20 protein-coding genes and 1 pseudogene are annotated in these 26,226 nt (G+C 68.7%); 3 read left to right on the forward strand and 18 right to left on the reverse strand.

Annotated elements, in window-relative coordinates; genetic code table 11:
* Positions 1-6: 6 nt before the first annotated feature.
* The 7 genes from AS594_RS36425 to AS594_RS36455 all read right to left on the reverse strand — a co-directional run bounded on the left by AS594_RS36425 (position 7) and on the right by AS594_RS36455 (position 9,245).
* Positions 7-2,286 (reverse strand): hypothetical protein, encoded by a 2,280-nt coding sequence (locus AS594_RS36425; protein ID WP_069935897.1) that lies wholly within the window; start codon positions 2,284-2,286, stop codon positions 7-9.
* On the reverse strand, positions 2,286-2,687 hold the full coding sequence (locus tag AS594_RS36430) for a hypothetical protein (RefSeq protein ID WP_079144195.1): 402 nt from the start codon (positions 2,685-2,687) through the stop codon (positions 2,286-2,288). The genes AS594_RS36425 and AS594_RS36430 overlap by 1 nt, the downstream gene beginning before the upstream one ends.
* An 82-nt stretch (positions 2,688-2,769) precedes the next feature.
* Positions 2,770-3,885, reverse strand: coding sequence for a DUF4417 domain-containing protein (locus tag AS594_RS36435; protein ID WP_069774200.1), 1,116 nt, complete (start codon positions 3,883-3,885; stop codon positions 2,770-2,772).
* On the reverse strand, positions 3,882-5,195 hold the full coding sequence (locus AS594_RS36440; protein ID WP_069935898.1) for a ParB N-terminal domain-containing protein: 1,314 nt from the start codon (positions 5,193-5,195) through the stop codon (positions 3,882-3,884). Before AS594_RS36440 ends, AS594_RS36435 begins: the two co-directional genes overlap by 4 nt.
* 36 nt (positions 5,196-5,231) lie before the next feature.
* Positions 5,232-6,245, reverse strand: coding sequence for a replication-relaxation family protein (locus AS594_RS36445; RefSeq protein WP_069935899.1), 1,014 nt, complete (start codon positions 6,243-6,245; stop codon positions 5,232-5,234).
* Positions 6,242-8,728 carry a type IV secretory system conjugative DNA transfer family protein gene (locus tag AS594_RS36450; RefSeq protein ID WP_069935900.1) on the reverse strand — a complete coding sequence of 829 codons (2,487 nt, stop codon included), beginning with the start codon at positions 8,726-8,728 and terminating at the stop codon, positions 6,242-6,244. The genes AS594_RS36445 and AS594_RS36450 overlap by 4 nt, the downstream gene beginning before the upstream one ends.
* Before the next feature lie 31 nt (positions 8,729-8,759).
* Positions 8,760-9,245: a hypothetical protein gene (locus tag AS594_RS36455; RefSeq protein ID WP_069935901.1), complete on the reverse strand. Its 486-nt coding sequence runs from the start codon at positions 9,243-9,245 to the stop codon at positions 8,760-8,762.
* Between the two features lie 511 nt (positions 9,246-9,756).
* On the opposite strand from AS594_RS36455, the gene AS594_RS36460 reads away from it, so the two are divergent.
* On the forward strand, positions 9,757-10,665 hold the full coding sequence (locus tag AS594_RS36460) for an aminoglycoside phosphotransferase family protein (RefSeq protein ID WP_069935902.1): 909 nt from the start codon (positions 9,757-9,759) through the stop codon (positions 10,663-10,665).
* A gap of 83 nt (positions 10,666-10,748) precedes the next feature.
* Here the strand turns inward: AS594_RS36460 and AS594_RS36465 are convergent.
* Positions 10,749-11,468: pseudogene (locus AS594_RS36465) on the reverse strand (transposase).
* Between the two features lie 74 nt (positions 11,469-11,542).
* On the opposite strand from AS594_RS36465, the gene AS594_RS36470 reads away from it, so the two are divergent.
* Positions 11,543-11,956, forward strand: a complete 414-nt coding sequence (locus AS594_RS36470; protein WP_069935903.1) for a hypothetical protein — start codon at positions 11,543-11,545, stop codon at positions 11,954-11,956.
* Between the two features lie 185 nt (positions 11,957-12,141).
* On the opposite strand, the gene AS594_RS36475 is transcribed toward AS594_RS36470, so the two are convergent.
* Entirely contained in the window at positions 12,142-13,362 is a 1,221-nt protein-coding gene (locus tag AS594_RS36475) for an IS256 family transposase (RefSeq protein ID WP_069931460.1), read from the reverse strand.
* A 566-nt stretch (positions 13,363-13,928) separates the two neighbouring features.
* On the opposite strand from AS594_RS36475, the gene AS594_RS36480 reads away from it, so the two are divergent.
* Complete coding sequence (locus tag AS594_RS36480) at positions 13,929-14,519, forward strand: DUF6461 domain-containing protein (protein WP_069935904.1); 591 nt, start codon at positions 13,929-13,931, stop codon at positions 14,517-14,519.
* 344 nt (positions 14,520-14,863) lie between these two features.
* On the opposite strand, the gene AS594_RS36485 is transcribed toward AS594_RS36480, so the two are convergent.
* The 9 genes from AS594_RS36485 to AS594_RS36525 form a co-directional block, all read right to left on the reverse strand.
* Positions 14,864-16,321: a peptidoglycan DD-metalloendopeptidase family protein gene (locus AS594_RS36485; RefSeq protein WP_240509217.1), complete on the reverse strand. Its 1,458-nt coding sequence runs from the start codon at positions 16,319-16,321 to the stop codon at positions 14,864-14,866.
* On the reverse strand, positions 16,314-16,760 hold the full coding sequence (locus AS594_RS36490) for a Cif family virulence factor (RefSeq protein ID WP_069935905.1): 447 nt from the start codon (positions 16,758-16,760) through the stop codon (positions 16,314-16,316). The genes AS594_RS36485 and AS594_RS36490 overlap by 8 nt, the downstream gene beginning before the upstream one ends.
* Positions 16,761-17,051: 291 nt before the next feature.
* Positions 17,052-19,508, reverse strand: a complete 2,457-nt coding sequence (locus tag AS594_RS36495) for a hypothetical protein (RefSeq protein ID WP_240509218.1) — start codon at positions 19,506-19,508, stop codon at positions 17,052-17,054.
* Entirely contained in the window at positions 19,505-22,111 is a 2,607-nt protein-coding gene (locus tag AS594_RS36500; protein WP_069935906.1) for an ATP-binding protein, read from the reverse strand. The genes AS594_RS36495 and AS594_RS36500 overlap by 4 nt, the downstream gene beginning before the upstream one ends.
* Before the next feature lie 42 nt (positions 22,112-22,153).
* The gene (locus AS594_RS36505; protein ID WP_069935907.1) at positions 22,154-22,717 is read right to left on the reverse strand and encodes a hypothetical protein; all 564 of its coding nucleotides are present in this window, start codon (positions 22,715-22,717) and stop codon (positions 22,154-22,156) included.
* A complete protein-coding gene (locus AS594_RS36510) occupies positions 22,714-23,055 on the reverse strand; it encodes a hypothetical protein (RefSeq protein WP_069935908.1) in 342 nt (113 codons plus the stop codon). Before AS594_RS36510 ends, AS594_RS36505 begins: the two co-directional genes overlap by 4 nt.
* Before the next feature lie 16 nt (positions 23,056-23,071).
* A complete protein-coding gene (locus tag AS594_RS36515; protein WP_079148850.1) occupies positions 23,072-24,196 on the reverse strand; it encodes a conjugal transfer protein in 1,125 nt (374 codons plus the stop codon).
* Positions 24,193-24,465 (reverse strand): hypothetical protein, encoded by a 273-nt coding sequence (locus tag AS594_RS36520; protein WP_069935909.1) that lies wholly within the window; start codon positions 24,463-24,465, stop codon positions 24,193-24,195. Before AS594_RS36520 ends, AS594_RS36515 begins: the two co-directional genes overlap by 4 nt.
* Positions 24,466-24,637: 172 nt before the next feature.
* Complete coding sequence (locus tag AS594_RS36525; RefSeq protein WP_079148904.1) at positions 24,638-25,591, reverse strand: hypothetical protein; 954 nt, start codon at positions 25,589-25,591, stop codon at positions 24,638-24,640.
* Positions 25,592-26,226: the final 635 nt, after the last annotated feature.

Consider the following 26,226-nt stretch of genomic DNA (forward strand, 5'->3'; position numbering starts at 1 on the left):
GCGAGACTACTGCCCAGGGCCGCCTGGTAGAGCTTCTGGTGGACGGGAGTGAACCCGCCCCGCCGCTGGGGCGTAGTCGACCGACAGCTTGTCCGCACCGAAGTGCTTGAAGGCCTGACCGCGGTCGATCTGCACGAGGCCGCCGGAGGGCGTGCTCAGCCAGTTGTCCTGGTGACCGTCGTGCTCGCCGACGAGCCACGACCCCACGTGCGACCGGACGATCGCGTCGACCTGGGACTGTGTCCACTGACTCGGGCTGGACGTGAACGGCTTGGCGTCCTTGAGCAGCGGCTGGATGGAGCCGGCCGTTCCGTCGGCCTTCTTGTGGTGGTACACCGGCACCGCCGGCACGCCACCCAGCGACAGGACGTGGGACGCAGCGGCTTCGGTGTGCCCCAGAGCACCACCGTGATTGTGGTCGGCCTTGAACATCCACTGTGAGCCGTCGGGGGCAGCATGGACCGTCTTGGCGTACGTTCCGCCGAGATTGGACGCTGTGGTGCCGGGGCCGAAGGTCCAGCCGGCGACCTCTTTGGCGTCGACGCGGACCGGTAGGTCCTGGCTGGTCGCCTTGACGTGCTGCACCTCGGCCATCAGCGCCTGGATGTTGGCGTTGAACGACCCCGGCTTCGGTGCCTTCACCGGCTTCGCGACAGGCGGGACTTGGTTGGCCGTTGAGCTCGTGCTGCTCTTTGACAGCTTGCTCGCCACGGCTTGGAATTCCTCGTCCGGAGCCAACCCGCCGTTGGCCTTAAGAGGCGCGGGAACGGCCGTCTTGGCGGCTTTGGCCGCCTCCTTCTTCGCGACGTCCGCGGTGACCTTGTCCTTGATGGCTTGCTGGTCGTACTTCTTGTTGAAGCTCGCGGCGATGTAGTTCTGGACCTGGGCACGCGTGGCCTTGGCGTTGTTGTCCATGCCCAGCTCGGCCGCGACGGCGCGCAGGTCGGAGAGCTTCTGCTTTGTGGCCCAGGCTTTGAAGTCGCTGGTGATCTCGCCCGGGTGGAGGTACTTCCCCGGCCCGAGGGCCGGGTGCTCGGCATACGGGGTGTCGCCGGCCGCCTGCTGGGTGTAGGCGTACCAGCCGTTCGTGCTCGTCTGCATGTCCCGGACGTCGCCGGCGTTCTTCGCCCACGCGGCGATCGCCTGCGGCGCGCCCGGGTCGCCGGCTGGCGGCAGGTTCAGCGGCTGCCCGCCGCCCGGAGCCATCGCAATGTGCGCGGCGTAGCCGGCGTCGAGGTTCGCCAGTTGCTCCTGCCGCTTGAGGGCCAGGGCCTTCAGCGTGTCCACTTCGCTCTCGGGCGTGGTCGGCCGCATCAGTGCCACGAGCTGGTGACCACCGAGGTGCATCGCCTCGGTCTCGCTCAGCTGCCCCGAGGCGAGAGCCTCCTGCACCAAGGGCTGGACGGCCTTCGCCGGCACGTAAGCATGGCTGAGAGCCTCGTCGACCGCCGACTTGGCCTCCGCCTTGGCCTTGGCCAGGTCCTCGCCGAGCTCAGGACAGTCGGCCGACGCCAACTTCTGCTCGGCCGCGAGCATCGTGTGCAGGGCCTCGGCCCTCTGTTCCTGAGACTGAGGCCCGTAGGTCTTCTTCGCCTCATTCCAGGCGTCGACGGACGCGGTCACCGCCTGGGCGGAGGCCGCGACCTCGTCCGGCGTGACCTTCCACGCGCCGCCACTGAGGGGCGGCTCGGTGCCCTCGATCTCGTGCAGGTCGGTCAGCGTCATTCCGCCGACCGTCTTGCCGGCGAGCAGCTCGTTGTACCGGTTGAGCGCGGCGGCCTGGATCTTCGCCTTGGACGGGATGTCACCCGGGTACGCGGGATCCAGCCAGTGGACCAAGGGGTGTTGCCCCTTGCCGGACAGGCCCACCAGCGCGGGGTGCTCGAAGCCCTTGGCCTCGGCGATCTCGCGCAGGTCATCCTCGTCGAGCGAGTTCAGGTAGGCGACCGTGTGCGCCTTCAGCGCCTTGGTGTGGGCCTCAATCTCCTCGTCGGAGGCTCCTGCCTCCTTCAGCTTCGTGATGGCCTCCTGGGCCTTCTCGACCTCCTCGACGAACAGGTCGTACATCTCCACGGGGTCTGGTGAAGGTGTCTCTGCCCAGCTGTCCGGACCAAGGTTCGAAAACGCCTCGACGTTGTCCATGGCCATCAAGAGGTCGGCCTTGGCCTGGACCTCGCCGTCGGACATCGGTTGCGCGGGCGCCTCGGCCACAACGTCGTCCGCCTCGGATGTTGTGGTGGGTCCCACCGCGTAGGAAGCGTGCGAGGACTTGCTACCGGTGCCCATCAGCCGTCACCCCGCGAGGGGAGCGCAGGGATGACCTCGGCAAGCAGTTCGTCGAGAACGAGATCGGCTGCGTGCGTGAGGTCGAGGGCGCCCTCCGGGACGTCGGCCGGCTCGAGCGAGCACGCGCCGCCGGACTGCGCAATCCAGCGCTCGATGCCCTGGCTGGTGGTGGTTTCGCCCAGGCGCTCGCGCCAGGGGTCGGCCGGCTCATAGACGAGGGGGACCCAGCGCACAACCCGCTCGGCCGACTGTCGGCTCTCATCGAGGCCGAGCACGGCGACGGGGTCGACAGGGAGGCCGAGCGCGGGGTGCCAGACGAGCAGGATCCACAGCCGCCAGGCCGGAGCGGCCGTCGACGGCTCCCCCGTCTCGGCATCGGTGGGGTCGGTTTCGGTCGTCATGGAGGCTCCTCCCAAAGGTGCTTTCACCTGCTACAGGTGTGGGAGGAGCCGCCGGTGTGACAGTGCGGGCGAAGAAGTTTTTTCAGCGACTGGGCAGGAGCGAGGCCATGTACTGGACCGTGGCGGCGAAAGCGTCCTCGCTCCGGGCGTGGACGTCCTCGCGGCCGTTGGCGGTCATGATCGCGCCGTGCAGGGCGTACTGGTGCGGGTTCTGCGAGATCAGGGTCAGCCGGGGGCCGAAGATCTGAGCCATCTCGGCGATGCGGTTGGCCCGAGACAGGCCGGTGAGGATGACCGGCATGTCCTCGGGGAGATTCTCGGCGAGGAAGTGCAGGCCGGGCCGCTCCCAGCTGTCCCAGTCGGCGTTGTCGCGGACGGTCTGCACGTTGATGGCGATGCCGGCCGGCTGGGTGTCCTCGATCCAGGAGAGGTAGCGCTGGAGGTCTTCGAGCCGGAACCAGTACACGTTCGGCACGACGTTGACGCCGGCCTCGGCGAACTCCTGGGCGAGCATCAGGCTACGGCGCATGTTGAGCAGGTGCTCGGTGCGCGGCCAGTCCCCGTAGATGCTGTAGTTGCACGACAGGACAAGGTCCCATTCCTGCTCCGCGATCCTCTCGACGAGCCTGTCGCGGCCGCGGCGAGTCCAGAAGGCCTCGACGAGCGGGTCCTCGCCGTAGCCGACCAGCACAGCCTTCTGGTGGTCCCCGAGAGAGAGGGCCTGGCGGGCGGTCTGCTCGGTGAAGCGCTTGTAGAGCGTGTGGGTGTCGGGCGAGAACACGCGCCGCAGACCGACTCCGTAGGCCGGCCAGTTCAGGCTGGCGTCGAGCTTGGTGACCGCGGAGCCGTCCGTCATGGGGATAAAGGACGGCAGGCCAGCGGGCAGCGTGCTGTCGACGCTGATGTCGTCGAAGGTCAGGGTGCCGCCGACATCCGCCATCCACCCGGCTATGTCGGTCCGGCTCCCGCACCGGATCGGGCACTTGCGGGTCACGCACGCGTTCGCCGGTGCGTCGGCCTCGGCTGCCGAGCACCCGCAGAACCGGCAGTCCGAGTTCTGGCCAGTGCACAAGGGCTCGACGGTCGCCGGGCCGCCCCGGCCGTCGGGACCGGCGTAGAAGGCGCAGCTGTTGCAGTCGCAGCCGCGACCCGGAAGAGGCACGCCGACGGTCGGGATGGGCAGGGAGACACTGGTCATGCGGCTTCGCTTCCTTCGGTGATTGCATCGTCGTGGTCCGTAGCCCCGTCGACGGAGGCGTCGTCGAGATGGGTGCCGAGCTCGCGCAGTGCGAGGCGCAGGGAGCCGCGGTCGTACCGGGCGATCTCCTTGCCAGCCCGGACCTCGACCAGCAGCCCGCGGATCCCGTCCAGCGCGGCGCGAATCGTGTTGGACTCCACAGCCGGGCGGCTCGGGGCGGCGTCGGCCGGCATCGCTTCTGTGGCGGATTCCGGCTCCGCGATCTCTACCACCACGTCCGTGCCGAGGACCGAAGGAGCAGCGTCGTCGCCTTCTTCGGTTTCCTCCTGGTCCTCCGTCTGGCTGGGGACCTGGGTGAGCTTCGCCCGGCGGTCGGCGTTTGCCGCGTCCTGCCGTTCCTCGGCTTCGGTGATGATCTCTTCTGGTCCGAGCTCTGGCTCCTCCAGACCGACGTTCACGGCGGTCGGCAGTAGGTGGAGCCGCTTAGTGGACTTCAGCGCGGCCCAGATGCCCTCGGCAGCCTGCGCCCGGCCGTTGCGGAGCTCGGCGAACCGGATCCGGGTGTTCAGGCGGACTGCGGCCTCGTCCATCTCCTCGGTGAGGTCCCGAGGCAGCGCGCGGAAGGCCCGCACGAGCTCACCGGCCTTACGCTCGTTGAGCTGCAGCCCGAGACGGTTCAGCACCTCGCTCCAGGGGGCGGCGCAGGAACTGTCGGTGCCGCGGATCTTCTCCAGGGCAAGGAACCGCTCAGCCGGGTCGGGGATCGCGTAGACCTCCTGCGGCACGGGCTTGCCGGCCTTCAGGAGCTTGCCGACGAGGATGGCGCACCGCTGGTACAGCAACGCGGCGGCCTGCTCCCCGGGCCGGAGGGGCTCGCGGGCGAAGTTCTCGACGAAGCGCCACATGTGACGCTCCTCCTCGGACAACGGCCCCGGGCAGACCACGGCCGGCAGCGCCTGGAAGTGCGGGTTGTCCGGCCTGTTGACGGCGCCCCAGCGCATCGCGCGCAGGCGGCGTTCCCCGGTGACCAGGCGGATCGTCGGCGCCTTGCCGTCAACGACGATCTCCTCGGCCAGGACCGGCTCCAGGAGACCGATGACGGACATGGAGGAGATCAGGTCGGCGAGCTCGGACGGAGGCAGGGAGTCGGAGGGGTTGCGGGCGTGGGGCTCGGTGAAGGGCGCGCACTGGCCGCGTAGCGGCAGCATCTCGAATCGCCGCTGCCGCAGCTTGACGCTGCGGTGCAGGATCTCGGTGAGCCGGATCATGCTCCCGCCGTCCGGCGGAGCCTCGAGCGAGGTACTGGTCATGGCGCTGCTTCCTTCAGGGCCGCGGAAAGCGGCCGGTCACTTCGTGGCGAGGTAGAGGTCGGTGGGGGCAGGGCGGGCGGACTGCGTGCCGCGCAGCAGCGGGGTGAAGATCGGGGCGAAGGGCCCGTGCTCCTGGAGCTGCTGCAGGGTGGTGACGCCGATGGTGATGTCGCCCTTGAGCCGGCTGAGGCGGACGTCCGCGCCGGCGCGCGTGTAGAGGTCCTCGGTGCGCGCGGCAAGGCGTTGCGGGCGCCGGTCGGGCTCCCCGGCCTTCGGCGGCGCCGCATCAAGGACCACCAGGACCCGGGGGAAGACCGGGTAGTTGTACATCCACGCCGGCCGGGTCGCGTTCGGGGTCCGGCGCGTGCGGTCCGCGCTCTGCGGGACGTACTCGTACAGCCGTCCGTACGCCTGCAGCTTCGCGGCGAGCCGCGCGGAGGTCATCGTGGCGCGGTCGAGCTCGACGAAGAAGCTGAGCATGGTGCGCCGTCCGTTCTGCACGTGCACGTAGTTGAGGACGGCGTCGCTGATGACGTGGTCGTCCTCGAAGCGGCGCTGGCCGTCGCGGATCCGGTTGGCGACCTCGGGGGTCCAGTCCAGCGGTCCGCACTCGTGACCCAGCCGGCGCGCCCACTCGACGAAGGCGACCCCGACATCGTTCACCGCGAGCGTGTGCGCCTGCCGGGCACCGGCGACGGACTGGGGCGTCACCCGGTACGGCCGCGAGGGCAGCTCGCCGGCCTCCTCCGCGGACTCCGCCCCGGCTTCGGTGAGGAACCACAGGAACGGCTGGCTCTGTACCCGCCCGCGGCCGCCGGGCCCCTGGGCGCGGATCCGGGCGACCAGCCCGGCCTGGTACAGCTCGCTGAGCTGCCAGCGCAGGTACACGGGGCGGGCTGGCCGCTTCTCGGGCAGGGTCAGCAGCACGTGGAGCTGCTGGGTGGAGAGCACTCGATGCTGGTACAGCAGCGCCAGGACCTCGCTGCCGATCGCGTGGAAGCTGCGTGTGGGCGCCACCGCGGCGGCCGCTTCGACGGGGGGCAGGTTCATCCGAGCCTCGACGGGTTCTGGTGGGAGTTGATCGGGTGGACGTTGTCGGGGGCTTCATCGGCCGGAGCCGGCTCCGCGCCGCTGATGACGGTTCCTTCGCTGTCGTGGACACGCGGCTTGGCCGCCCCGCTCCGGGACTCGGTGGCGTCGACCGGCCCGTCCAGGCTCTCGAGGTCGGGCGGTGCGGCCTCGTCGGAGTCGGACTCATCCGACGGCAGATCGGCGCCGGCCTGGTCGTCGTCGTCCGGCGGGACGTCGAGCCTGACGATGAACCGGCGCAGTCGCGAGTCCAGGCGGCGCAGGTCGGTGAGGATGTCGCGGACCGAGCGCCGCTGCAGGTTCTCGTCGATGGCCCGCGCCAGCCGCTCCTCGTTCTGCGGCCGGTAGTAGTCGCCGTACAGGTCTTCCACCGAGGCACCGCGAACTCGGAACGGGTCGGTCGAGCCACTTTCGAGGGTCACGGACATCACGTAGCTGTACCGGTTGAGCTGGACGATTGTGTCGGGGGCGACCTTCTTGCCCCAGCGGCGGGTGACCAGCGTCGCCTCGTCGACGTCGGACGCGGTCGTCGACAGGATGGACAGGTTCTGCAGCAGGCCCTGCCTGGTTGTGGCGCTCAACCGCTGCGCCATCTGCGTCATGGCGAGCAACTTGACGTTGTACTTGCGCAGCTGCTCGGTGATCTGGGCGAGGGTGCCCTTGGACGCGCCGTCCACGCTGGTCAGCTCGTCGATGAAGGTGTAGAAGTCGCGGCGCTGGTCGGGCGGGGTATCGCGTCGTGAGAGGCCGGCCCGGAAGAGGTCGTAAATCAACAGGGAGCTAATGATGCGGTCGACGTCGCCGGTGCCAGCGGGGCAGACGAAGACGATCTTCCCGGTATCCATGGCGTGCCGGATGTCGTACGTCGACCGGCTCGAACCGAGGAACGCCTTGATTGCGTTGCTGGACGAGAGTCGCTCGATGATGTTGGTGACGACAGGGATGGCTTCCTTGCTGTAGCCCGGGAAGACGTTCTCCCAGAAGTCCCGGATGTCCTTGGGCAGGTACGGCAGCACGTTGGTGCGCCAGACGGCATCAGTGAGGATCGTGCGGATCTGGAAGACGGTGGGAGCCAGGTCGGGCCGGCCGGCGCGGCAGACGTGCCACGACAGGTACACCAGGGACTCGACCGCCCTCGTCAGGATGGTCTTCGCACGGCCGGCGCTGTCGCTCCAGTTCAGGGCCGCGGCGAAGCCGGTGACGATGTACTGGACGAGGTCGGGGATCTCGGACTCGCGCCGGCGCTCCATGGACAGCGGGTTCCAGGAGCCGACCGCCTTGTCGAGCTCGGGGCTCGTGAGGTCGATCTCCCAGATCCGGTCGGCCAGTTCCTTATGCGCCAGGTACGGCCGGGCACGGGTCCAGCCGTCACCGTGGGGGTCGAGGAAGAGCACGCCGAACCCGCCATGGGCGATCGCGATCGCCTGGACGAGCGACATCTCAGTCTTTCCGAAGCCGGACTTGCCGAGGAACAGGGCGAAGAGCAGGTATTTCAGCGGGACACCGGCGAGACGCTCTCCGCCGCCGGACTTGGCCACCCACCCCAGGGGCAGCAGACCGCGCTGGCCCGTCCACGTCGGGAGCGCTGTGGGCGGCGGCGGGACGACTCCGCCCGAGCGGGTGATGTTCGGGGCCATGTTGTGCTTGGTGGGCGGCTTGAGCAGCCCGGCGATCTCCTGGGCGGTCACCCAGGAGTGACGGCGCGGTACGAAGAGCCCGGTCTCGAAGCGGCGGTCGAACTTGCCCCGGTAGATCCAGTGGTCCGCCCGGACGCGGGTGACACCAAGGTGGAGACCGACGGAACGGAGGTGGTTGTCGCCGGACCACGGCTCCAGGGCGGCAAGGACCTGGTCCAGCAGCATCCGGGCCCGGTACTCGTCGCGTGCGCAGGTGCGGACGAGTAGTTGCATGGAGAAGACGGGCTCGGCGCCGGGGACCAGTTTGCCCATGGCGGCCTTCATGTCCGTGACGCGGTGGGTGGTGCGCTGCTGGTGGTGCGGGCGCTGGCGGGCGCCACCGCCCTGGTTGCCCTTCACCTCGGTGGCGATCTCGGACATCACCTGGCCGAGGTCGAAGCCGAACCGGTTGGTGCGCTGCTGTGGCATGCCGGGTATGGCCGGTCCATCGGAGGGATTGCGGCGGACCTGGGCCAGCAGGCGCCGGCGGCGGCTGCTGACACGGTTCGGAGCGACGGGCACGAGGTCCAGGACGACGTCGGCGCTCTCGCCGAGGTCCTCGCGGACGTCGGCTACCGCATTGGCCAGCGCCTCGAGCGGGTCCGGAGTGAGCGGTACTTCGCGCAGGGCGAGGTGGTCGGGGAGGGCCAGAGCGAGCTCGGCGCGGGCGTAGTGCAGCTCCTGGGTGGCCGGCTTGCTGCGGCCGTCCGCTTCCGGCTTGGCGAGATCGATCGGCGGAGCGACGGTCGGGTCTGGTGCGATGGTCATGATCTACCTGTCTGTGGTGTGCGTCAGGGCGTCAGGAGCCGAGCCGGATCTGCGGTCGTTCGCGCGTGGCACGGCCGTCGCCCTCCACGGGCCGCATCTCGACCTGGGCGTAGCCCTGGTGGCGCAACACCGACATGGCTCGGTCCGGGCCCTCGACCCTCATAGACAGCGATCCGTTGGAGCAGGTGAAGCGGACGCGCAGGGCGCTGGTCCGGGTCGAGGAGAAGAGCCAGCGCGACACGCTCTTGTGCGCGCGGGCCATCTGGTGTCCGAAGCGGATGACCTCTTCCGGCTTCGGGTCGAAGCCGGTGGTCGGCAGCACTTCCAGAGCCGTTCGCTTGGACATCGGGCCGTGGGAGAGGGCCCAGCGGACCGCGGCAGCGGCACCGCCGGCAGCAAGAGCGACCAGCGCGACCCACCAGACGTTGGCCATCACCGAGTCGGCCAGCCGCTCGGCGTGGCCGGGGAGGTCCCCGATGAAGCCGATCACGCCGTCGACGAGGTCGATCGTGGTCATCGCCCACCGCCTGAGGACGAGGCGCGCGGCGGCGCCGCGGCCGGAACGGGAACGCGGGAAGTCGGGAGCACGGCGGCACCTCCAAAGAGCAAACGGCCTTTCACCTGCTACAGGTGTCTGGATCCCGCTCGGTGTGACACTCCGCTCCAACTTCTTTTCGCCAGCGGTCACACGCGTCGGCGCCACGGGCCTGTAGGTTCCGATTTGTTTTGTCGGTCGGTGGGGACGTGACCTGGTGTTCTGAGGTGCTGTCCAGGCTTCTTGTCGAGGATTCGTCCGACAGATCTGTCGGTTTCCTCAGGCCGTGGTGCGGTGTTGGGTGGTTTCGCGCCGGGCGGTTCGGTAGCCCCCGGTTGTGAAGGTGTAGTAGGTGCGGCGTCTGCCGGGGCAGTGGCCTGGGGTGCATTGCTTCGAGCCGCTCGGGCTGGGGGACGGACAGTTCCCGGATTAGGTTCGGGGCGATCGGAAATCGCTTGTGGTGATCCGATGGGGCGCCGTACGGTCGCCTCCGATGAACGAGACGCCCGACGTTTTGCCGTTGCCGGACCGGAAACCAGTCGACGCCGCGGTGGCGGGCAGGTTGATCGCCGCGCAGTTCCCGCAGTGGTCCGACCTCGAGGTCCGGCAGGTCGATGCGCAGGGTTGGGACAACTGCACCTTTCGCCTCGGTGACGAGATGCTGGTGCGGCTACCGACTGCCGAGGAGTACGCGCTGGCGGTGGAGAAGGAGCACCGGTGGCTGCCGGTTCTCGCACCCGCGTTGCCGTTGGAGGTCCCGGTTCCGGTGGCCAGAGGCGTGCCCGATGAGGGTTTTCCGCACAACTGGTCGGTCTATCGGTGGATCGGTGGCGAGCCTGCGACCCGTGCCGTCGTCGAGGACATGACGGCGTTCGCCATCCACCTTGCGAAGTTCCTCGTCTCCCTGCAGCGGATCGACCCGACAGGCGGACCGGGCCCGGGACTGCACAATTGGTTCCGAGGCGGACCACTGACGACCTACGACGGGTGGGCCCGGGCCGCCCTGGAGACGTTGGACGGCCTGATCCGGACCGAGATCGCCGAGGAGATCTGGGAACGGGCGTTGAGAGCCCCGTGGGACGGTCAGCCGGTCTGGTTCCACGGTGACATGGCCTCGGGAAACCTGCTGGTGAAGGACGGTGCGCTCGCGGCCGTCATCGACTTCGGCACCTGCGGAGTCGGAGACCCTGCCTGCGATCTGGCGATCGCCTGGACGATGCTGACCGGCAAGAGCCGGGCCGCGTTCCGCGATCAACTAGGGGTGGACGAGGCGACCTGGGAGCGTGGACAAGGCTGGGCGCTCTGGAAGGCCCTGGTCGTCTGCGCCGGAGCGGTTCGCGATGGCGATGGCCTGCCGATGGATGCGTCGTACGTTCTTGAGGAGATCCTCGCCGCCCATTAGCGGCTGGACAGACCGACTAAGCGCTGTCCGTAAATGATCTTCGGGTTGCCTCGGGCATGGTGGTTGCTGTGCGACCCGCTCGTTCATCCGGCGAGGGTGAGGTTGTGCATCCGGGCGATGCCGAGCATGGCGTGGTGGACGCCGTCGCCTTTGAGGCGGCAGTCGCGGAGGATCTTCCAGGTCTTCATGCGGGCGAAGAAGTGCTCGACGCGGGCGCGGACCTGCTTGTGGGACTTGTTGTGTTCCTCTTTCCAGTCCAGGAGTCCGGCCTGGCCGCGCTCGCGGCGGTGTGGGATGACCAGTCCGGTGCCCGGGTAGCCGCCGTCGGCGATCGTGAGGGTCTTGCCGACGGCGGTCTTGGCGCCGGACTCCTCCCATGCCTTGCAGTCGTTGCGGTTCCCGGCGAGCGGCCGGCCGACCACGACGACCAGGCGGGTGTCGGCGTCGATGACGACCTGGTGGTTGGAGGAGTACCGGTAGTTCTAATAGCTCATCGGCGCTTGCGGGGCGGGAGCGCGAGCATCGGCCCGAGGTGGTCGATGAAGCGGTCCGCCGCCGACTTGGACACCCCGAACAGCGGGGCGAGTTGCCGCATGGTCACGTTCGTGCGCCAGTAGGCCGCGACCAGCAGTGCCCGGTCCTCCAGCGGAAGGCTCCACGGCCGGCCCTTGCGGATGGTGTTTGCACCCTGGCGCCGCAGAACGGTCACCAGTTTCCCGATGGCTCAGCCCGCTGAACGGGGCTATCCAGGACGGCTCCGACGCCGTGATCACACCACGGCGAGATCGTCTCAGCTTGATCATGCTGCGGGGTCGCCAGCGTCTGGCGGGACATATCTCGGTCGCCCGGACGGATTCGGCATGAGAGCCTCACGCCCGTGGCTACTGAAACCGAGGTGGGAGAGCTGTTGCACCGGCGCGGCTGGCGGACGGCATTCACGGTCGCTGACCAGGTGGACGCGTGGGCTGCCCTGGTGAGCGTCATCGAGGGCGGCTACGGCGACGACATTTATGAGTACACCAACGACCTCTACTGCCGAAACTGGCTGCATGAGGCGTGGCTCCTGCTGGACGAACACGTCGTCCAGCTCTGGACCCCACGGATCAAAGCTCTGGACGACCAGTACAAGACCGGGACCATCGACGACGACGGACAAGCACTCGATCAGTTCCACAGGCTGCCCGGCCCCGACCTGTGGTGGTGGCGGCGCCACCCCCGCATCCTCACCGGAGACCTCGGGCGTTCGCTTCGCTCGGTCGGTGCTATCGGCGCCGACCCGGACACGGCATAACCCTCAGCCTCGGGCCGCCACCAGCGCTGGCCTGAGCGGAACAACCCAACGAAGACTGGACCACGGACCGACAGCGTGACGCTGGCGCCGTACCGAGTTGTCCTGTCGCAGTGCATCTGTCAGATGGCGAGCCGTTGACCTGATGGGGCGCCATGTGGTCATGTCCCTTCTCGTGGTGTAGGCGATCAGTCGTTTGACGTGGCGGGTAGGACGGTCGGGGTGTCGGTGTAGAGGGCGTCCATGCTCTCGTTGGAGAGGTAGCGGCGGGGGAAGGCGATCCATTCGTCGTGGAGTTCGGCGAGGACTGCGGTGGCAAGGCGGAGGACGGCGGCTGGGTTCGGGAAGACCTGGACGACGTCGGTGCGGCGTTTGATCTCCCGGTTCAGCCGTTCCAGCGGGTTCGTGGACTGGATCTTCTTCCAGTGCTGGTGGGGGAAGTCCGCGAACGCGGTCAGGTCTTCCTTGGCTTCCAGCAGCATCTTTCTGACCTTGGGGAACTGTCGGCCGAGCATGTCAGCGACGGTGTCGAGCTGGGTGCGGACCGCGTCCGCGGTGGGCTGGGCGAAGACGGTGCGGATCGTCGCCGCGACCATCTCCGCCGACCCTTTCGGGATCACTGCGAAAACGTTGCGGACGAAGTGGACACGACAGCGCTGCCAGGCGGCGCCGAGCATGACCTTGCGGATCGCCTTGACCAGGCCGCTGTGGCTGTCGGAGATGACCAGGCGGACGCCGGTCAGACCGCGTTCTCGCAGGGAGCGCAGGAACTGGGCCCAGAACACTTCGGTCTCGCTGTCGCCGACCATGACCCCGACGACTTCCCGGCCGCCGTCCTGGGTGACGCCGGTGGCGATGACGATCGCCTGGGACACGATGCGGTGGTCGACACGGGCCTTGACGTAGGTGGCGTCGAGGAACAGGTAGGGGAACCGGATGTGGTCCAGCGGACGGGTCCGGAAAGCGTCGAGCTGTTCGTCCAGCTCAGCGCAGATCCGGGAGACCTCGCTCTTGGATATCCCGGTGTCCGAGCCGAGGGCTTTGACCAGGTCGTCGACGGAGCGGGTGGAGACGCCGTGGACGTATGCCTCCATGATGACCGCGTAGAGGGCCTGGTCGATGCGTCGCCGACGCTCGAGGAGGCTGGGGAAGAAGCTTCCGGCCCGCAGTTTCGGGATGGCGAGTTCCAGGTCGCCGGCCTGCGTGGTCACCGTCTTCTCCCGGTGCCCGTTGCGCCAGGTGGTGCGGGTTCCGGTGTGTTCGCCCCACTCGGCGCCGATCTTTGTGGTGGCCTCGGCCTCGATCAGTTCCTGAAGCAGCCGCTCGGCGACCTCTCGGACAAGTTCAAGACCATCGGCCGAACGTAGTGACTCAAGCAGGCGAAGTAGGTCATGCTGGGACAAGGCCACCGTGCACCCCCTGGGGTCGAACTGCCCGTTCACTCAGGACAGTTGCACGGTGGCCTGCCAGTTGAGCAGGGAGCAGTCACCGGCAGACGGTGCACCCGAGGGAGCAGAACCCGCGCACTCAACCGCGGAGATCCCCTACACCACACAGCGGGACGCCATCCGCCATGTTGATTGAGAAGGCTCGCCCTCGGTTTTCTCAACGGACATGGCATTCACGGAATCATGCTGACGGACGGGACAGCTGACTCAGCCGTCTTGCTCTTCGGTGGAGCTGCCCATGGCCTCCTGCAGACGGCGTTGAGCCGCATCCAGACTTCCGCGCAGTCAGCACCGAAGATCCTGGGAAGTGCCTTGTCCAATGTCCCCCCGAGCTTGTGGATCGGGGCCCGCGCGGCCGGATTGTCGACGAGACAGCTGCGTGAGTATTTGATAACTCCGACTAATCCGACATTGGGGCAGTGATGATCGGAACAGGCTCTGTGGCCAAGTGCACGCGAGTGCGTGCAGACTGCCGTGGTTGGGTCACGACATCGTTCGTCATACGGGTCTGGTCGCGAGGAGTGCCGGTGACAGGTTTGGGCTGGATGTACGGGAAAGACCTGCCGTTGGTGAGTCTCACGTTCGCGCGAGACCTTGCGGCTCCGCAGCTTCTGGGCCGGATGGGGGCCGATCCCGCGACTCTGACCGTACGGGATCAGGATGATTTCCACGACGAGTTCGAGGACCGTCTCGACGACATGGACGCGTACCTGGTGACTGCTGGCCGGTGCGGTAACTGGGCGTGGGCCTGGGAGCATGCCAGTTGGCGGTGTGTAGAGGGCACGGAGCTGATCAGTGACGTTTCTCAGGGAACGGCTGCTGTTGTATTGCACTTCGATGGCAACGGCCGGGCGGAATTCTGGTACGCCGAGAATGGCCACCTGCTCACCGGCTTCAATTCCGAGACAAGCCTCCGGCTGGAGGATCGCTTCGGAGTCGAGCCCTTGCGATTCGACCCCGAGCTGCGTGTATACGGTGCGATCCCGGAGGCCAACGACTACGGTCCGTTGGGTTCGCGAGCACTCTTCCTACGCATCGCGGAAGGTTTGGGTATCGGGCTGCCTCATGGTGATCTGTTCACCGAACCGGTTCTCAGCGCTCAGCTCACCTCACGGTAGGGCTGGAAGAACGTTGGCGCCACCGTCTTCGCTGACCAGCCGCAAGGCCATTCCCTCCAGCCCGACGATTTGCTGAGTGCGGCCCTCGAACCGGATTCGATCCCCGACCCGCAGCACCCCCCGCGGAGTCAGCTCACCCATGTCCCACCTCCGCGAGACCGACCCGAGAGCCGTCGCTCAGCGGGATCGCCAAATCGACGTGCAGGTCACCGCACCACAACAGGTGAAAGAGCGTGGGCATCACAGCCAGCCGTGCGACAAGTTGCTGACAAGTCACTTGGAAAACGACATCTCTATTCGGAACCTACAGGGCCCCGCAGGGGGAGCGCGTGACGCCGGCAGGGTCAGATCTTGACCCCGTGACTGCGGAGATAGCGCAGTGGATCGATGTCCGATCCGTACTCGGGCCCGCTGCGTATCTCGAAGTGGAGGTGCGGGCCGCTGACGTTGCCCGTGGCGCCGGAGTACCCGATTCGGTCGCCGCCGTTCACCTTCTGACCGGCGACAACGGCCAGCGAGGACAGGTGCGCGTACTGCGAATACATGTCGTCCCCGTGCTTGATCACCACCTGATACCCGTACGCCACATTCCAGCCGGCCGTGACCACGGTCCCCGGACCGACCGCGCGGATCGCCATCCCCGTACCCACAGGGAAGTCGACGCCGGTGTGGTAGCCGCTCGACCACATCGAACCCGACACCCGGTAACCGGTGCCGATGTGGTCGTCGGCGACCGGGGTGACCCACGTGCCCGAGGTGCCGCCCGAGCCAGGTTCGGTGTAGTCCGGACGCTTCATGATCAAGATCCGGTCCTTCCAGAACGACAGAGGCTTGATCCGGACGCTGACGCCGGTGTGCGGCGCGTCGATGACTTCCCCGCCCCCGATGAACATGGCGACGTGATCGGGGCTGGATGCGCTGCCGCCGGAGAAGATCAAGTCTCCGGGGCGCAGGTCGTTCACCGAGTTCACCTTGCTGCCGATGTCGACCTGGTCGTACGTGACGCGGGGCAGGTTCTCGCCGACTTTGCTCCAGGCGTACTTGACCAGGCTGGAGCAGTCGCACCCGCTGGCACCCTGGAACGGAGGCTTGCATTCGCCGCCCAGCACATAGGGGGTGTTGAGTGCTTCCTTGGCCGCGGCCACGACCTTGGCCAGACCACCGGAGACCTTGCCGTCCATCGGTGCCGACCACTTCTCGGCCCGCTCCCGGATCTCGCGGACGTAGTCCCGGGTCTCCTTGTACGGCGGGATGCCGCCGTGCTTCTTCACCTTGTACGCGCCGGCGTTGTAGGCGGCCAGCATGTTATCGACGACGTCGCCGGGAACGTTGCGGATCTGGTCTGCGAGCTTGCAGTCGTAGGACACCATCGACGGCACGGCATCCTTCGGGTCCAGGATGTCCTTCTTGCCGTCCTTGTTGCCGTCAACGCCCTCCTCGGCCCACGTGCCAGGGATGAACTGGGCGATGCCCTGGGCGTCGGCCCCACCGTTGGGGGGATTCACACGGAAGGTGGACTCCTGGTAGAGCTGGGCGGCGATCAGCGAGGGGGTGACCTCCGCACAGCCGTAGTCCCGCACCGCGTCGAGGATGATCGGGCGCAGCCAGTCGGGGATCTCCTTGGTGTCCGACAGGCCGCCGCCGAACCCCGCGTTCTCCAGCGCGTCGCTGGTGTTGTCTTCGCCGATGGCCGACGACAGCGCCAGGACCGCGCTCAGAATCAGGCCGAAGCCGAGCAGGCACGAGACGAGAACCGCGACGACCACATTGCGCAGGACCTTGGACTCGCCCTCCTCAGACATTGGGCACGCCCACCACGCGCCAGTTACCGTCAGCGCCGCGACGGAGCTTGAGTGCCACGTGCTCTTCCGACTCGGCGACAGGACGGTCAGCGGCCTTCTCCGTGAGCTTGTAGATCACGCGTGCGAAGCCGGAGTCCTCGGTAGGCGCGGGTGCCCCATCAGGCAGCGACACGCGCAGAACCGTCACCGTCACCTGGACCTGGCGTTCCTTCCAGCTCTGCCACTGTCGACCGCCGGCGCTCCCGCTGGTGTGGGTACGCAGTTCCTCGGCGAGATCGCCGTCGGCGTAGGCGGCAGCGCGCCGGGACGCGTCGTCGAACGAGGTGTCCCGTCCCGGCCGGGCGTCGTGACTGGCCCACGCCGTCGTAAAAGCCCGAGCGGCTTCCTGGATCGGTGCCGGCAGCGGGCTTGGCTCCGAAACGACAGGAGACTCCGACACCTCGGCCGCGGGCGACGCTCCTGCCGGGCTTGCGCTGCCAGACCCATTCCCAGCGGCAGAAGGCGCGGCCGTACGGGGAGTAGAGACGGAGGCGGCAGGACGCTCCGCCCCGCGGAGCCCGAGAAGCAGAGTCACACCGACGACCGCCAGGACTACCGCCGCGGCGAAGAGCGCGATCGTGCCGCGCTGGGCACACGTGACATCGGTTTTGGGCATGAGGGTCCCCCGTCAGGTGGTTTTGGTGTGGTGATCTGGGCGGCCGGGGCCAGATGGGCCCCGGCCGCGCCCCGGCTACGGCCGAGGCTTGGGCGGGCCGGGCGGCCGTGTTGCGCGCCGGATCACCCGGGGCGGAGCCGGCGGCTTGGCCGGCGTCGCTTTCTTCGCGGCCGGCGGCGTCGGCGGCCCAGGGGTGGGTGGGGTCGGCATCTTCGGCACCGCGGTCGGCCCGGCGGCCGGCGGCCTTACCGTGCCCGGCGTTTTCTTACCGGCCGCCTTGGACGTGCTGGGCGTCTTGACCCCGGCCGCTGCCGGCGGCCTCCCGGGGGTCTTCGGCGCGATGGCACCGGCCCTGGGACCGGGTGGGTTCGAGGCCCGGGGGTTCGACTGGATCTGCGCCAGACCCAGGTTCACCTGCGCCTTCGTCCCAGTCTTCGCCACGAACTTGCCGGCCGTGACGACGTTGTGCTTGTACTCGGCGCCGAAGTCCTTCGCCTCCTGTACCTTCTTGTCGACGGTGCGTTCCTTGACGGCCTTGAGCTGGTCGCGCACCTGCCCGGCACGGGCGGTGGCCGCAGATGCGCCCCGCTTCGTCGCGGCAACGCCACGGGGGATTCCCACCGGCGCGCCGAGCGTGGCCATGAAGGCGAATTTCGTCGCCTTGGCGCCGTACTTGGCGGTGGCGGCGGCAGTCTTGCCGGTAGCCATCGTGGCCCTGCCGCCCCTGGTCTGGGACATCTTGTTCCCGGCCGCCGTGGCCAGGCGCTTCTTCAGGGTTTGCTTGGCCGCCTGCTGTGCCGCGACCTTCGCTGCCGTGCTCGCACCACCGGTGCCGACGGCCGCGGCCGCGTTGGTGGCGAGCCGGGCCGCAGTCCGCAGCCGGCTCGCCTTGCGGTTCGCCTGCGGCGAGCCGGCCCACGCGTTACGGGCGGTCTTCAGACGCTTGCCGACGGGCTGCGACAGACGCCGTGCCTCGCCGCGAGCCTCGCCCCACATCTGCTTCAGACCGGGAGCGGTCTCGGCATAGCGGCCGGGGCTGCTGAACACCGAGCGGCGGGAGCCGCCGACGCGGGCGTTGGCGAGCTTGCGGTTGAGGTTGACCGCGATGGTCTGCGCCATCTGCTTGATGCGCTTGTGGCCGGCCAGGCCGGCCACGGCCGTGACGTCGATGACGACGAACTTCACGGCCAGGACGTCGCCGGTTTCCGCGTCGATCAGCGCGAGGACGATCAGGATAAAGATCGCCAAGAAGAGGATGGCAATGCCGATTCCAAGGACTGCCTTGGTGACCGCGGAGACCCAGCGCCACAAGGTGGCGCGGCCGCCTCCCGGCAGGATGCCGGCACACAGAGCCCAGTGGCCGCGGATGGCCTCGAACGCCAGCCAGCCCTGCGCGGTGAGAAACGTGCCGGTGACCAGGACCATGAGGATGGTCACGATGACGGCCGCGATCGCGACGAACAAGGCACTGAACGCGAGGTCGGCGGAGGCCTGCTTGGCCTCGGGCTTCTCGACGCCGCACGCGTTGACGAACTTGTCGTTTTCCTGGTTCAGGGCTTCGGCGATCTGGTCGTTGTAGATCGAGTCCATGACTGGGTCCTGCCAGTACTGCCCGGCCATTTGGTTCAGGTGGAACTCCTTGAGCTTGTATTCGCGGAACGCCTTGTCGCAGCCCTTCTCGAAGGTCTGCCCGTAGACCATCAGCTGGTTGGGCTTGACGATGAATGCCTCCACCAGGGCGTCGGTGATCGGCTTCGCCACGTTGTTCGGGTCGGCGCTGCCTTTCGCGCTCGTGGGATCGTCGGCCAGCACGATGCTGGCGACCTCCAGGGTGAAGTCCTTCGACTTCCCCAACAGGCCCTCCTCCGAGAGCAGCATGGTGGAACCTTGCGGCTGCGGCTGGTCGTGCTGGCCGAGGAGCACCTGGGCCGGCGAGACGAGCACGGTGGTGGTCACGGCGGCCACGACCAGAGAGACAGCGATCTCGGCGAAACCGCGCGAGCGCTCCTTGAAAAGGATCAGCCAGCCGCAATAGAAGCCCGCGAACGTAAGGAACAGGCCGGGAAGACCGAGCCGGTCGATGACCTGGTTCTTGATGGTGCTGGAGATGTCGTCGACGGGACCGGCTATGACCTCGGCCAGCCCGAAGTTCAGCGCCCACTTGATCAGCCAACAGGTGAAACCGATGGCCCACTTCGAGACGCCGAAGAGCAGCTGGGCAACGATGTTCCAAATCTTGAGGTCGATGTCCTTCCAGCCGCCCGTGTCCGTCTTGACGGTGTAGGAGCTGATCGGGACTCCGTCCTTGTCGGTGACGTTGAACGGCTGAAGGATGCCGTCACTGCCGTCACTGCCGTCCTTCGGCTTCTGGTTGAGGTTCAGGCCGGCCCCCGGCTGCGCCGGCGCGGACGTGCTGGGCGACGGCGACGGGTCTGCCGTGGCCGCAGGGGCCAGCACCACGGTGAGCAGGGCCAGCAGAACGCCGATCAGGCCGAGGCGCCGCTTGAGGCCACGCTGCCGGAGGCGACTCATGCCAGGACTCCGTCCGGCGCCTCGGCGAACTCCACGGTCTCGTCGGCTTCGTCGTCGGGCTGGCCGGGCGTCGTGGTGATCGCGGCGGCCGCATTCTCGTCCGCGGGGATCAGCACCTTGATGCCCGCGATGCGCTTGCGGAGGTCTCGGTACAGGCCCTCGCCGGCCCGCAGGACGCGCTCGGCCTCGCTGACGTTGAGCGGAGAGAGGTTCTCCGTGATGACCTTGAGCATCTCGTCGTCGGCCGGGTCGAGGTCGAGGAACTCCAGGCACCGCGCGGCCAGCGCCTTGCCGCGGTGGCGGAAGACGAAGATGTGGCTGAGCAGCGCCCGGATCTTGTCGCCGATCTCCGACTTTGGCCCGATGTCGTACGGGTCGTGCGAGCCGGCGAAAGCCCCCGCGTTGTGCTTGCGGCCGTCGGCGATGAGCTCGAGCATCAGGTTGGAGCCCTCGGCGGAGGAGGTGAGCCACCAGCACTCGTCGAGGAAGACGCCGGCGAACTCGTTGGGGTCGGCGAACGCGATCTCCCTGCAGAGCGCTGTCATCAGGTACATCAGCCGCCAGCCGAACCGCTTTTCCACCTCCAGGGAGGGGAGGCGGTGCTCGGAGAGTTCCTCCTTGGTGGGCAGGCCCAGGCGGTCGACGGCGAAGACGATGCTGTCGGAGTCCGTGATCCGTACGACCGGCAGCGTGGGGTCGAAGATGGTGCGGCCGAGGTCCTTCTTCGCCAGCGAGCGGAGCTTGCGGACAAGTTCGGAGGCGGCAGCGCGGACTGCGTTGTCGTTCGGTTCGTCCGGGTCGGGCGTGCGGGCCCGGTCGGCGAGGGTGTCCATCAACGCGGTCATGCTCGGCTTGGGCCCGAGTCGGGTGGCCTCGATGGCCTCGGCGAGGGTGATGCCCTCGATGCTCATCGAGCCGATGTCCAGGAGCGGGGTGAGGAAGGACTCGGTGTAGCGGGCGGCGCGCGGGCCGCGGAAGACGCGCAGGGGGTCGAGGGAGACGCCGGCGTTCTCGTCGACGTTGATGATCTGGGTCGTGCCGGAGCAGGCGTTCGCGAACCGGCTCCACTCCTGCTGCGGGGTGCGGTCGATGACCAGAGCGCGGCCGCGGGAGTTCCTCTGCCCGGTCCGGTGGCCGGTGGTGAGGATCGAGTACATCGCGCACTTCATGGCGACCGACTTTCCGGATCCGAGCTCGCCGACGAACGCGGCGGACGCGGAGGCGTTGACGCGGGGGCCATGGGAGAAGTCCACGAGCACGGGGCGGACGCCGCCGCCGTTGAGCTGGAGGCCGAAGAGGCTGCCGGAGTCGTCTCCCAGGCCGGCGCCGCAGAACGGCATGCTCATCGCGAAGTCGCGGGCGAGAAGGTACTGGGTGTAGTCGAGCATCGGGCCCGGGGTCTTGGTGCCGGGCAGCATGCCGTGGAAGAGCGCGACCTGGTCGCCGGTGGGCCTGACCAAGGTGTAGTCGTTACCGCCGAAGTGGTTGGCCAGCGACGTCGCCTTCTCGTCCGCCTCCTCGGGGGTGGTTCCCCACACGCAGGTGGCGACGGTGGCGCGGATCTCGACCTCGGTGCTGGAGGCGGTGAGCCGGTCGCGGTACTCGTCCAGGGCGAAGGACGCCTTGTCGAGCGAGGCCGGCACACCGGAAGTCTCGCCGTCGTACTCGCCGCGCTGGTGCGCGAGTTCGCGCTGCTGGCGCCGGCTCTTCGGCTCGGCCCTCGAGCCGGACTCGACGTTCAGCCGGACGGCCCAGTCCACGGGGAAGTTGAACTCGTCCAACGCCGCCAGGTACTCGCTGCCGGGAAACCGGAAGGCCTCGGGCATCTCGGAGAGTACGCAGAACGCCTGGTAGGAGTCTCCGTGTTCGCTGGTGGCGCGCAGGTAGCGGCGTTTGAAGGGGTTGGTGGGGCCCTTGGAGGCCCGGGTGCCGCGACCGCCCTCGTCCAGGATCACCTGGGTGTGGGCGGTCACCGTATGGCCGCGGCCGCGCAGGGCGCGCGGTGCACCGTCCTCGGGCAGGAGCGGCTCGCTCAGGCCACGGCGGGCGCTGTGACCGTAGATCCACAGGATTTCCGCCTCTGTGGCAGGACGCATCTTGATGCCGGAGGGCCAGCCGGCGGCCAGGCGGCTGGCCTGCTCCAGGCGCTGGCGCTCTTCGGCGAGGGATATCGGGGCGACTGGCAGGCCGAGGGCGCCCATGACCTCGACCTGGAGGGAGGAGAAGACGGCCTTGGTGCTCTGCTTGAAGTCGAGGTGGGGCAGGGGGACGGCGAGGAAGTCGACGCGGCCGGTGAGTTCGAGGTCCTGGAGCTGGTCGAGGACCTTCAGCGCCAGGTCGACGTACTCGGGGGAGGCGTCGAGGTCGACGCCGGCGGTCATGCGGGTGACGACCGACGCGGCGTCGACGCTAGGGCACAGGCTGAGCAGGAGGGCCTCGCCCCGCAGGGACTTGAAGAGGGACTCCAGTGCGTCCAGCCGCTCGCGCTTCGTGGACTTGCTGGCGTGGGTGTAGTTCTCGGTGTCGACGCGCCACACCGCCCACACCGTGGCGGCGGTGGTCCAGATCAGGTGGCCGCTGATGTGCCGGACGGGGAGACGCATGGGGTTCTTCTTTCTGTGCGGGTGGTGGGACGAGGCGGCTGGTCAGTGCTCGTCGAGGGAGGCAAGGAGGGCCTGCAGCCCGGTCTTCGGCTCTGCCCGGCCCGCCGTGGTTGCGGCCGGCACCGGGGTCGGGCGGGCTTTGCGCCTGGCCGCAGGAGCGGGCTGCGGGACGGGCTTCGCGGCGGCCGCCGGAGCGGGTCGCTCGGCGGACCGGACGCGCACCGTGCAGGTGGCGGTCGCCAGTCGCGGTCGAGCGGCCCGCTGCGGCTTGCCGGCCAGGCGCCCCTGGGCCGGAGTGGAGGAGTAGATGAGCAGGCTGCGCACGGCGCGTGCCGGGTCCCGGCCGTCGAGCCGCGCGTACCGCAGCACCCAGGCCAGACCCCACGGGATCAGTGCCATGAGGATGAAGTTCATGGCGCCGAAGTGGGCCCACAGATCCCTCGTCATGACGAGGAGCCCGAAGCTGATCACCATCGTCATGACCTGGGTGATCGTGTAGGGCCCTCCCGGGAGCCGGCCGGCTCCCGGGAGCTTGCCGATGACGAGCGGGTGCTTACGGGCTCGCGTGTACGAGTGCCCGATCAGCTCCTCCTCCGAGGCGCTCACGAGACCCGCCAGCCCTCACCCGCCAGATCGGGGGCCTCACCGGTGACGTGGACGACGGACACCGAGGCCGCGGTGTCGTCGATCTCGGAGCCGACCTTGGTCTTCAGGACGTTGAGGTTGCTGATGCCCCAGAGCACAAGGGCTGCCAGAACGAAGGCGACGAGAGTGCCGACGAAGGAGCGGGTCTTCCACCAGGCCATCAGCACGGCGATGATCGCCATGAGGGTGGCCACGGTGAGGACCAGCGTGCGGACCTGGCCCGTCTTGGTGTTGGCCCAGTCGAGGACGTCGCCAGCGAGGACGACGTGGTCGGGGTTGGCTGCCGCCAGGGTGTGCATGAACGATTCCTCTTCTTCAGGAGTTCGACGGCGACGGCGAAGGAGATGCCGTTGCTGCGTCGGGGCTTGGGGTGGTGGCGTGCGGCGCCGCCGAGGGCGGACTGCTCGCGCGGATCGCCGGGGCGTCGTCGACGGACGCGACCTCCCAGCGGCCGGCGCGGGACCTGAGGGTGAGCGCGTAGCTCAGCGAGACCGGGCTGCCGGCCTGGTCGGTGGCGTCGACCTGGACCAGCTGGTGCAGCACCGTGCCGTCGGCCGGCACCTTCTGCTGACCCGAGCCGGACGAGTCGTCCTGGACGCCGGTCACCTTCACCGCGGCGTACGGCGCAGGGCTGATCGGCTGGAGCCGCGTGCCGGGCGAGGTGTACCGGTCGAGTTCGGTCGTGCCGGTCAGGTAGGCGGCCAGGAACCCGCGCGCGGTCTCGACCGACGGGTCCGCGCTGCTCGACCCGCGGTCGGTCTCGTACGCCAGACCGCCCGGCTTGAGCGCGGTGGGCGCGGCCACCTGCGCCGGCAACGACGTCGCCGCGTAGCCGGCGGTGGCACCCTGCTCGGTGCCGCCGGCGCCGGCCGGGCCAGTGGCCTGGATCCCGACGCGGAAGTACTGGACGCCCAGCCGCTTGGACTTGCCCTTGTCATCGTGGGCGGTGACCTCGGCAGCGACGGTGACGGACCAGTAGCCGGGCTGGACCTCGCGGGAGGCGATCACGGTGGACTGCGTAGCCGTGCGGGTCCCGGGCTTGACCGCGAGTGCGACGGAGCCGGAGTAGTACGGCGCCAGGTCCCGCTCGGTGCCCTGGCCAGCCTGCAGATAGGCGGCGACGAACAGCTCGGCGAAGCCGGCCGGCCCGACCGGCGACGCCGGCGTCGCCGCGGCGACCGGCTTGTCCGCGCCCTGGGCGGGAGCGGACGAGGAGAGGAACGCGAGCGTGCCGAGGACCGGGCCGGAGACCACGAGCGCCCAGACACCGGCACGGGCCAGCCGGGAGAGGCCGGCCATCTGGGCCGTGCTCGTCTTCCACCCGGTCTCATCCGGCTCGTCCGCGGGCGTCTCCTGGATCTCGTCGACCTCCTCGTCCCAGGCCTCTGCCTCGACGAGCTGCTTTTTGGCCGCCTTGCGCGGCCGGCGCTGCCGCTTCACGACGCCGTCCGCAGGGCCTGGACGGTCAGGACCGTCGAGATGCGCTCCTTGAGCTGGTCCGGCGTGCGCTGCAGCAGCACGTCCCACGACGCCAGAGATGCCTCCGACTCCCTGTCGAGGAAGGCGCGCATCTGCTCGTGCAGGCCACGGTCCATTGGCCGGCTCACCAGCGCGGCGGCGATCTTGGTCAGCTCGCGCGAAGCACGGGCCACACGGGCCTCGTCGGCGTCGAGCAGCTGTCGGCCGGTGCCGGCCGGGGGCGTGGTCACGTCGGTTCTCCCGGAGTCGAAAGGGTGGGGGCGGGGCGTTCAGGTAGGGCTGGACCGATCTGGCAGCCCTCTCGCCTGCTACAGGTGTTGAGGAAGCGCGCGGTGTGACAGTCGGACCGAGGTTTTTTCGAGCAACTTCTGCGGCGCCCGATCCGAGGGGTGCCAGCGGCTCTCAGGCCGCGGCGCAGTACTGCGCGAGATCCGACTTCGCGCGCAGCATGCGAACGGCACGGCTGGCGTGCTGCCGCAGCAGGTCTCCCTCGTGACCCATGGACCGGGTCGTCATGTGCCGCTGGTCGGGGCGCTGCGAGGTGGACAGGTAGTACCGGGCGATGCGCTGCGCCTCGATCACCTTGAGCGCTCCGACCTCGACGGCCCACAGCAGCAGGTCGAGGACCTCCGTCCGCGTCTCGTGACGCGACAGGGCCGGCGCGTCGACGTCGACGAGCTCCATCTGGGCGGCCCGCACCAGCAGGTCGGCGAGCTCGACCGTGCGGTGCGGGGTGTCGGGGTCTTCGCTGGAGACGACGTGCGCGTATCGGGCGTGGCACTCGGCTGCGGCCAGGGGCGCGACGCCGGCGGCGAAGTCCTGGACGTCCTCCACGTCGTCGAGGCAGGAAGCCAGAGTGCGGCGGGTCAGCTGCAGGGTGTCGAGCGCGAGGTTGTTGAAGATCCGCCGCGGCCGCCGGTCGAGCGGGTAGGTGCGGACGACCTCGAAGGCAGCGCCCAGCACCGTCGCACACACGTCGTCCCACGGCAGGCCGTAGGACCTCCGCTGCGTCTTCGCCATCAAGACCGCCTTGGGCAGCAGGACCCGCACGGCTACCCGCCACGCGAGGTGAGCGTCGAAGCCGGCCCCGCCGGCCCACTCGACCAGCAGGTGCATCACGCGGTCGTGGCCGTCGAGGTCACCGCGGCGGTGGAGTTCGGAGATCTTGTCGACCACGTCCTGGGGGCCGGCCGCTCCGGCGAGGTCCGGGTGCTCTCCGGCCCACGCGGCGACGCGGTCCGCCGCCCGGAGGTCACGGCAGAGCGCGGCCCAGTCGCGGTTCATCACGGTGAGCGTGTCGTAGCGGGGCGTGGACTCGGAAGAGTCGAGTGCCGGGGTGTGCTGGGTGGTGGCCACGTCCGTGTCCGTCCTTTCGCGCCATCTGGTCTCGATGGCGCTCACACTCCCGACACCCCCCTTGACCGCGGTCTGACTGCTCTCGCGGCGCGACAAGGTCAAGGGAAAACAGGCCTCGGCACCTGGATGTCCCGGGTGGGCAAGGGGGCCGTGGTCAAGGGGTGGCCCGGGTGGGCAAGGGGGTGGGTGCCCACCGGGTGGGGTGGGTGGGGGTGTGCCCCACTCCGGCCGGGGCCACTGGCCATGGATGGACTTCGGGGCCGGTGCCGGCTCCATCCACTGGATCGGACGGAGCCCACCGAGTGATGGACCGCGCCCTCGTTGCGGGCTGCGTACATCCACGCACTGGCCACCGAGTGGGCTCGGCGCTCCCGCCCATCCACCCATCGCCATCGCGATGGACGCCATCGCCAACTCGGGTTGAGACCCGCGGGCCGCCATCACATCTGGACGTCGTTCTGTACCGCTCCGGTGCGCGCAGGGAGAGGACTACCCGGCCCCATTGGACCGGCCGCCCGTACCGGTGCAGTGCGCCAGCCTCCGCGGTTCTGGGTTGGAAACGTCCATGCCGTTTCCCCTTGACCTGGGTCGAGGTCAAGGGGAAACGGCAGATGCCCAGGCCCGTGGTCAAGGGG

The organism is Streptomyces agglomeratus (assembly GCF_001746415.1).
GTDB lineage: Bacteria > Actinomycetota > Actinomycetes > Streptomycetales > Streptomycetaceae > Streptomyces > Streptomyces agglomeratus.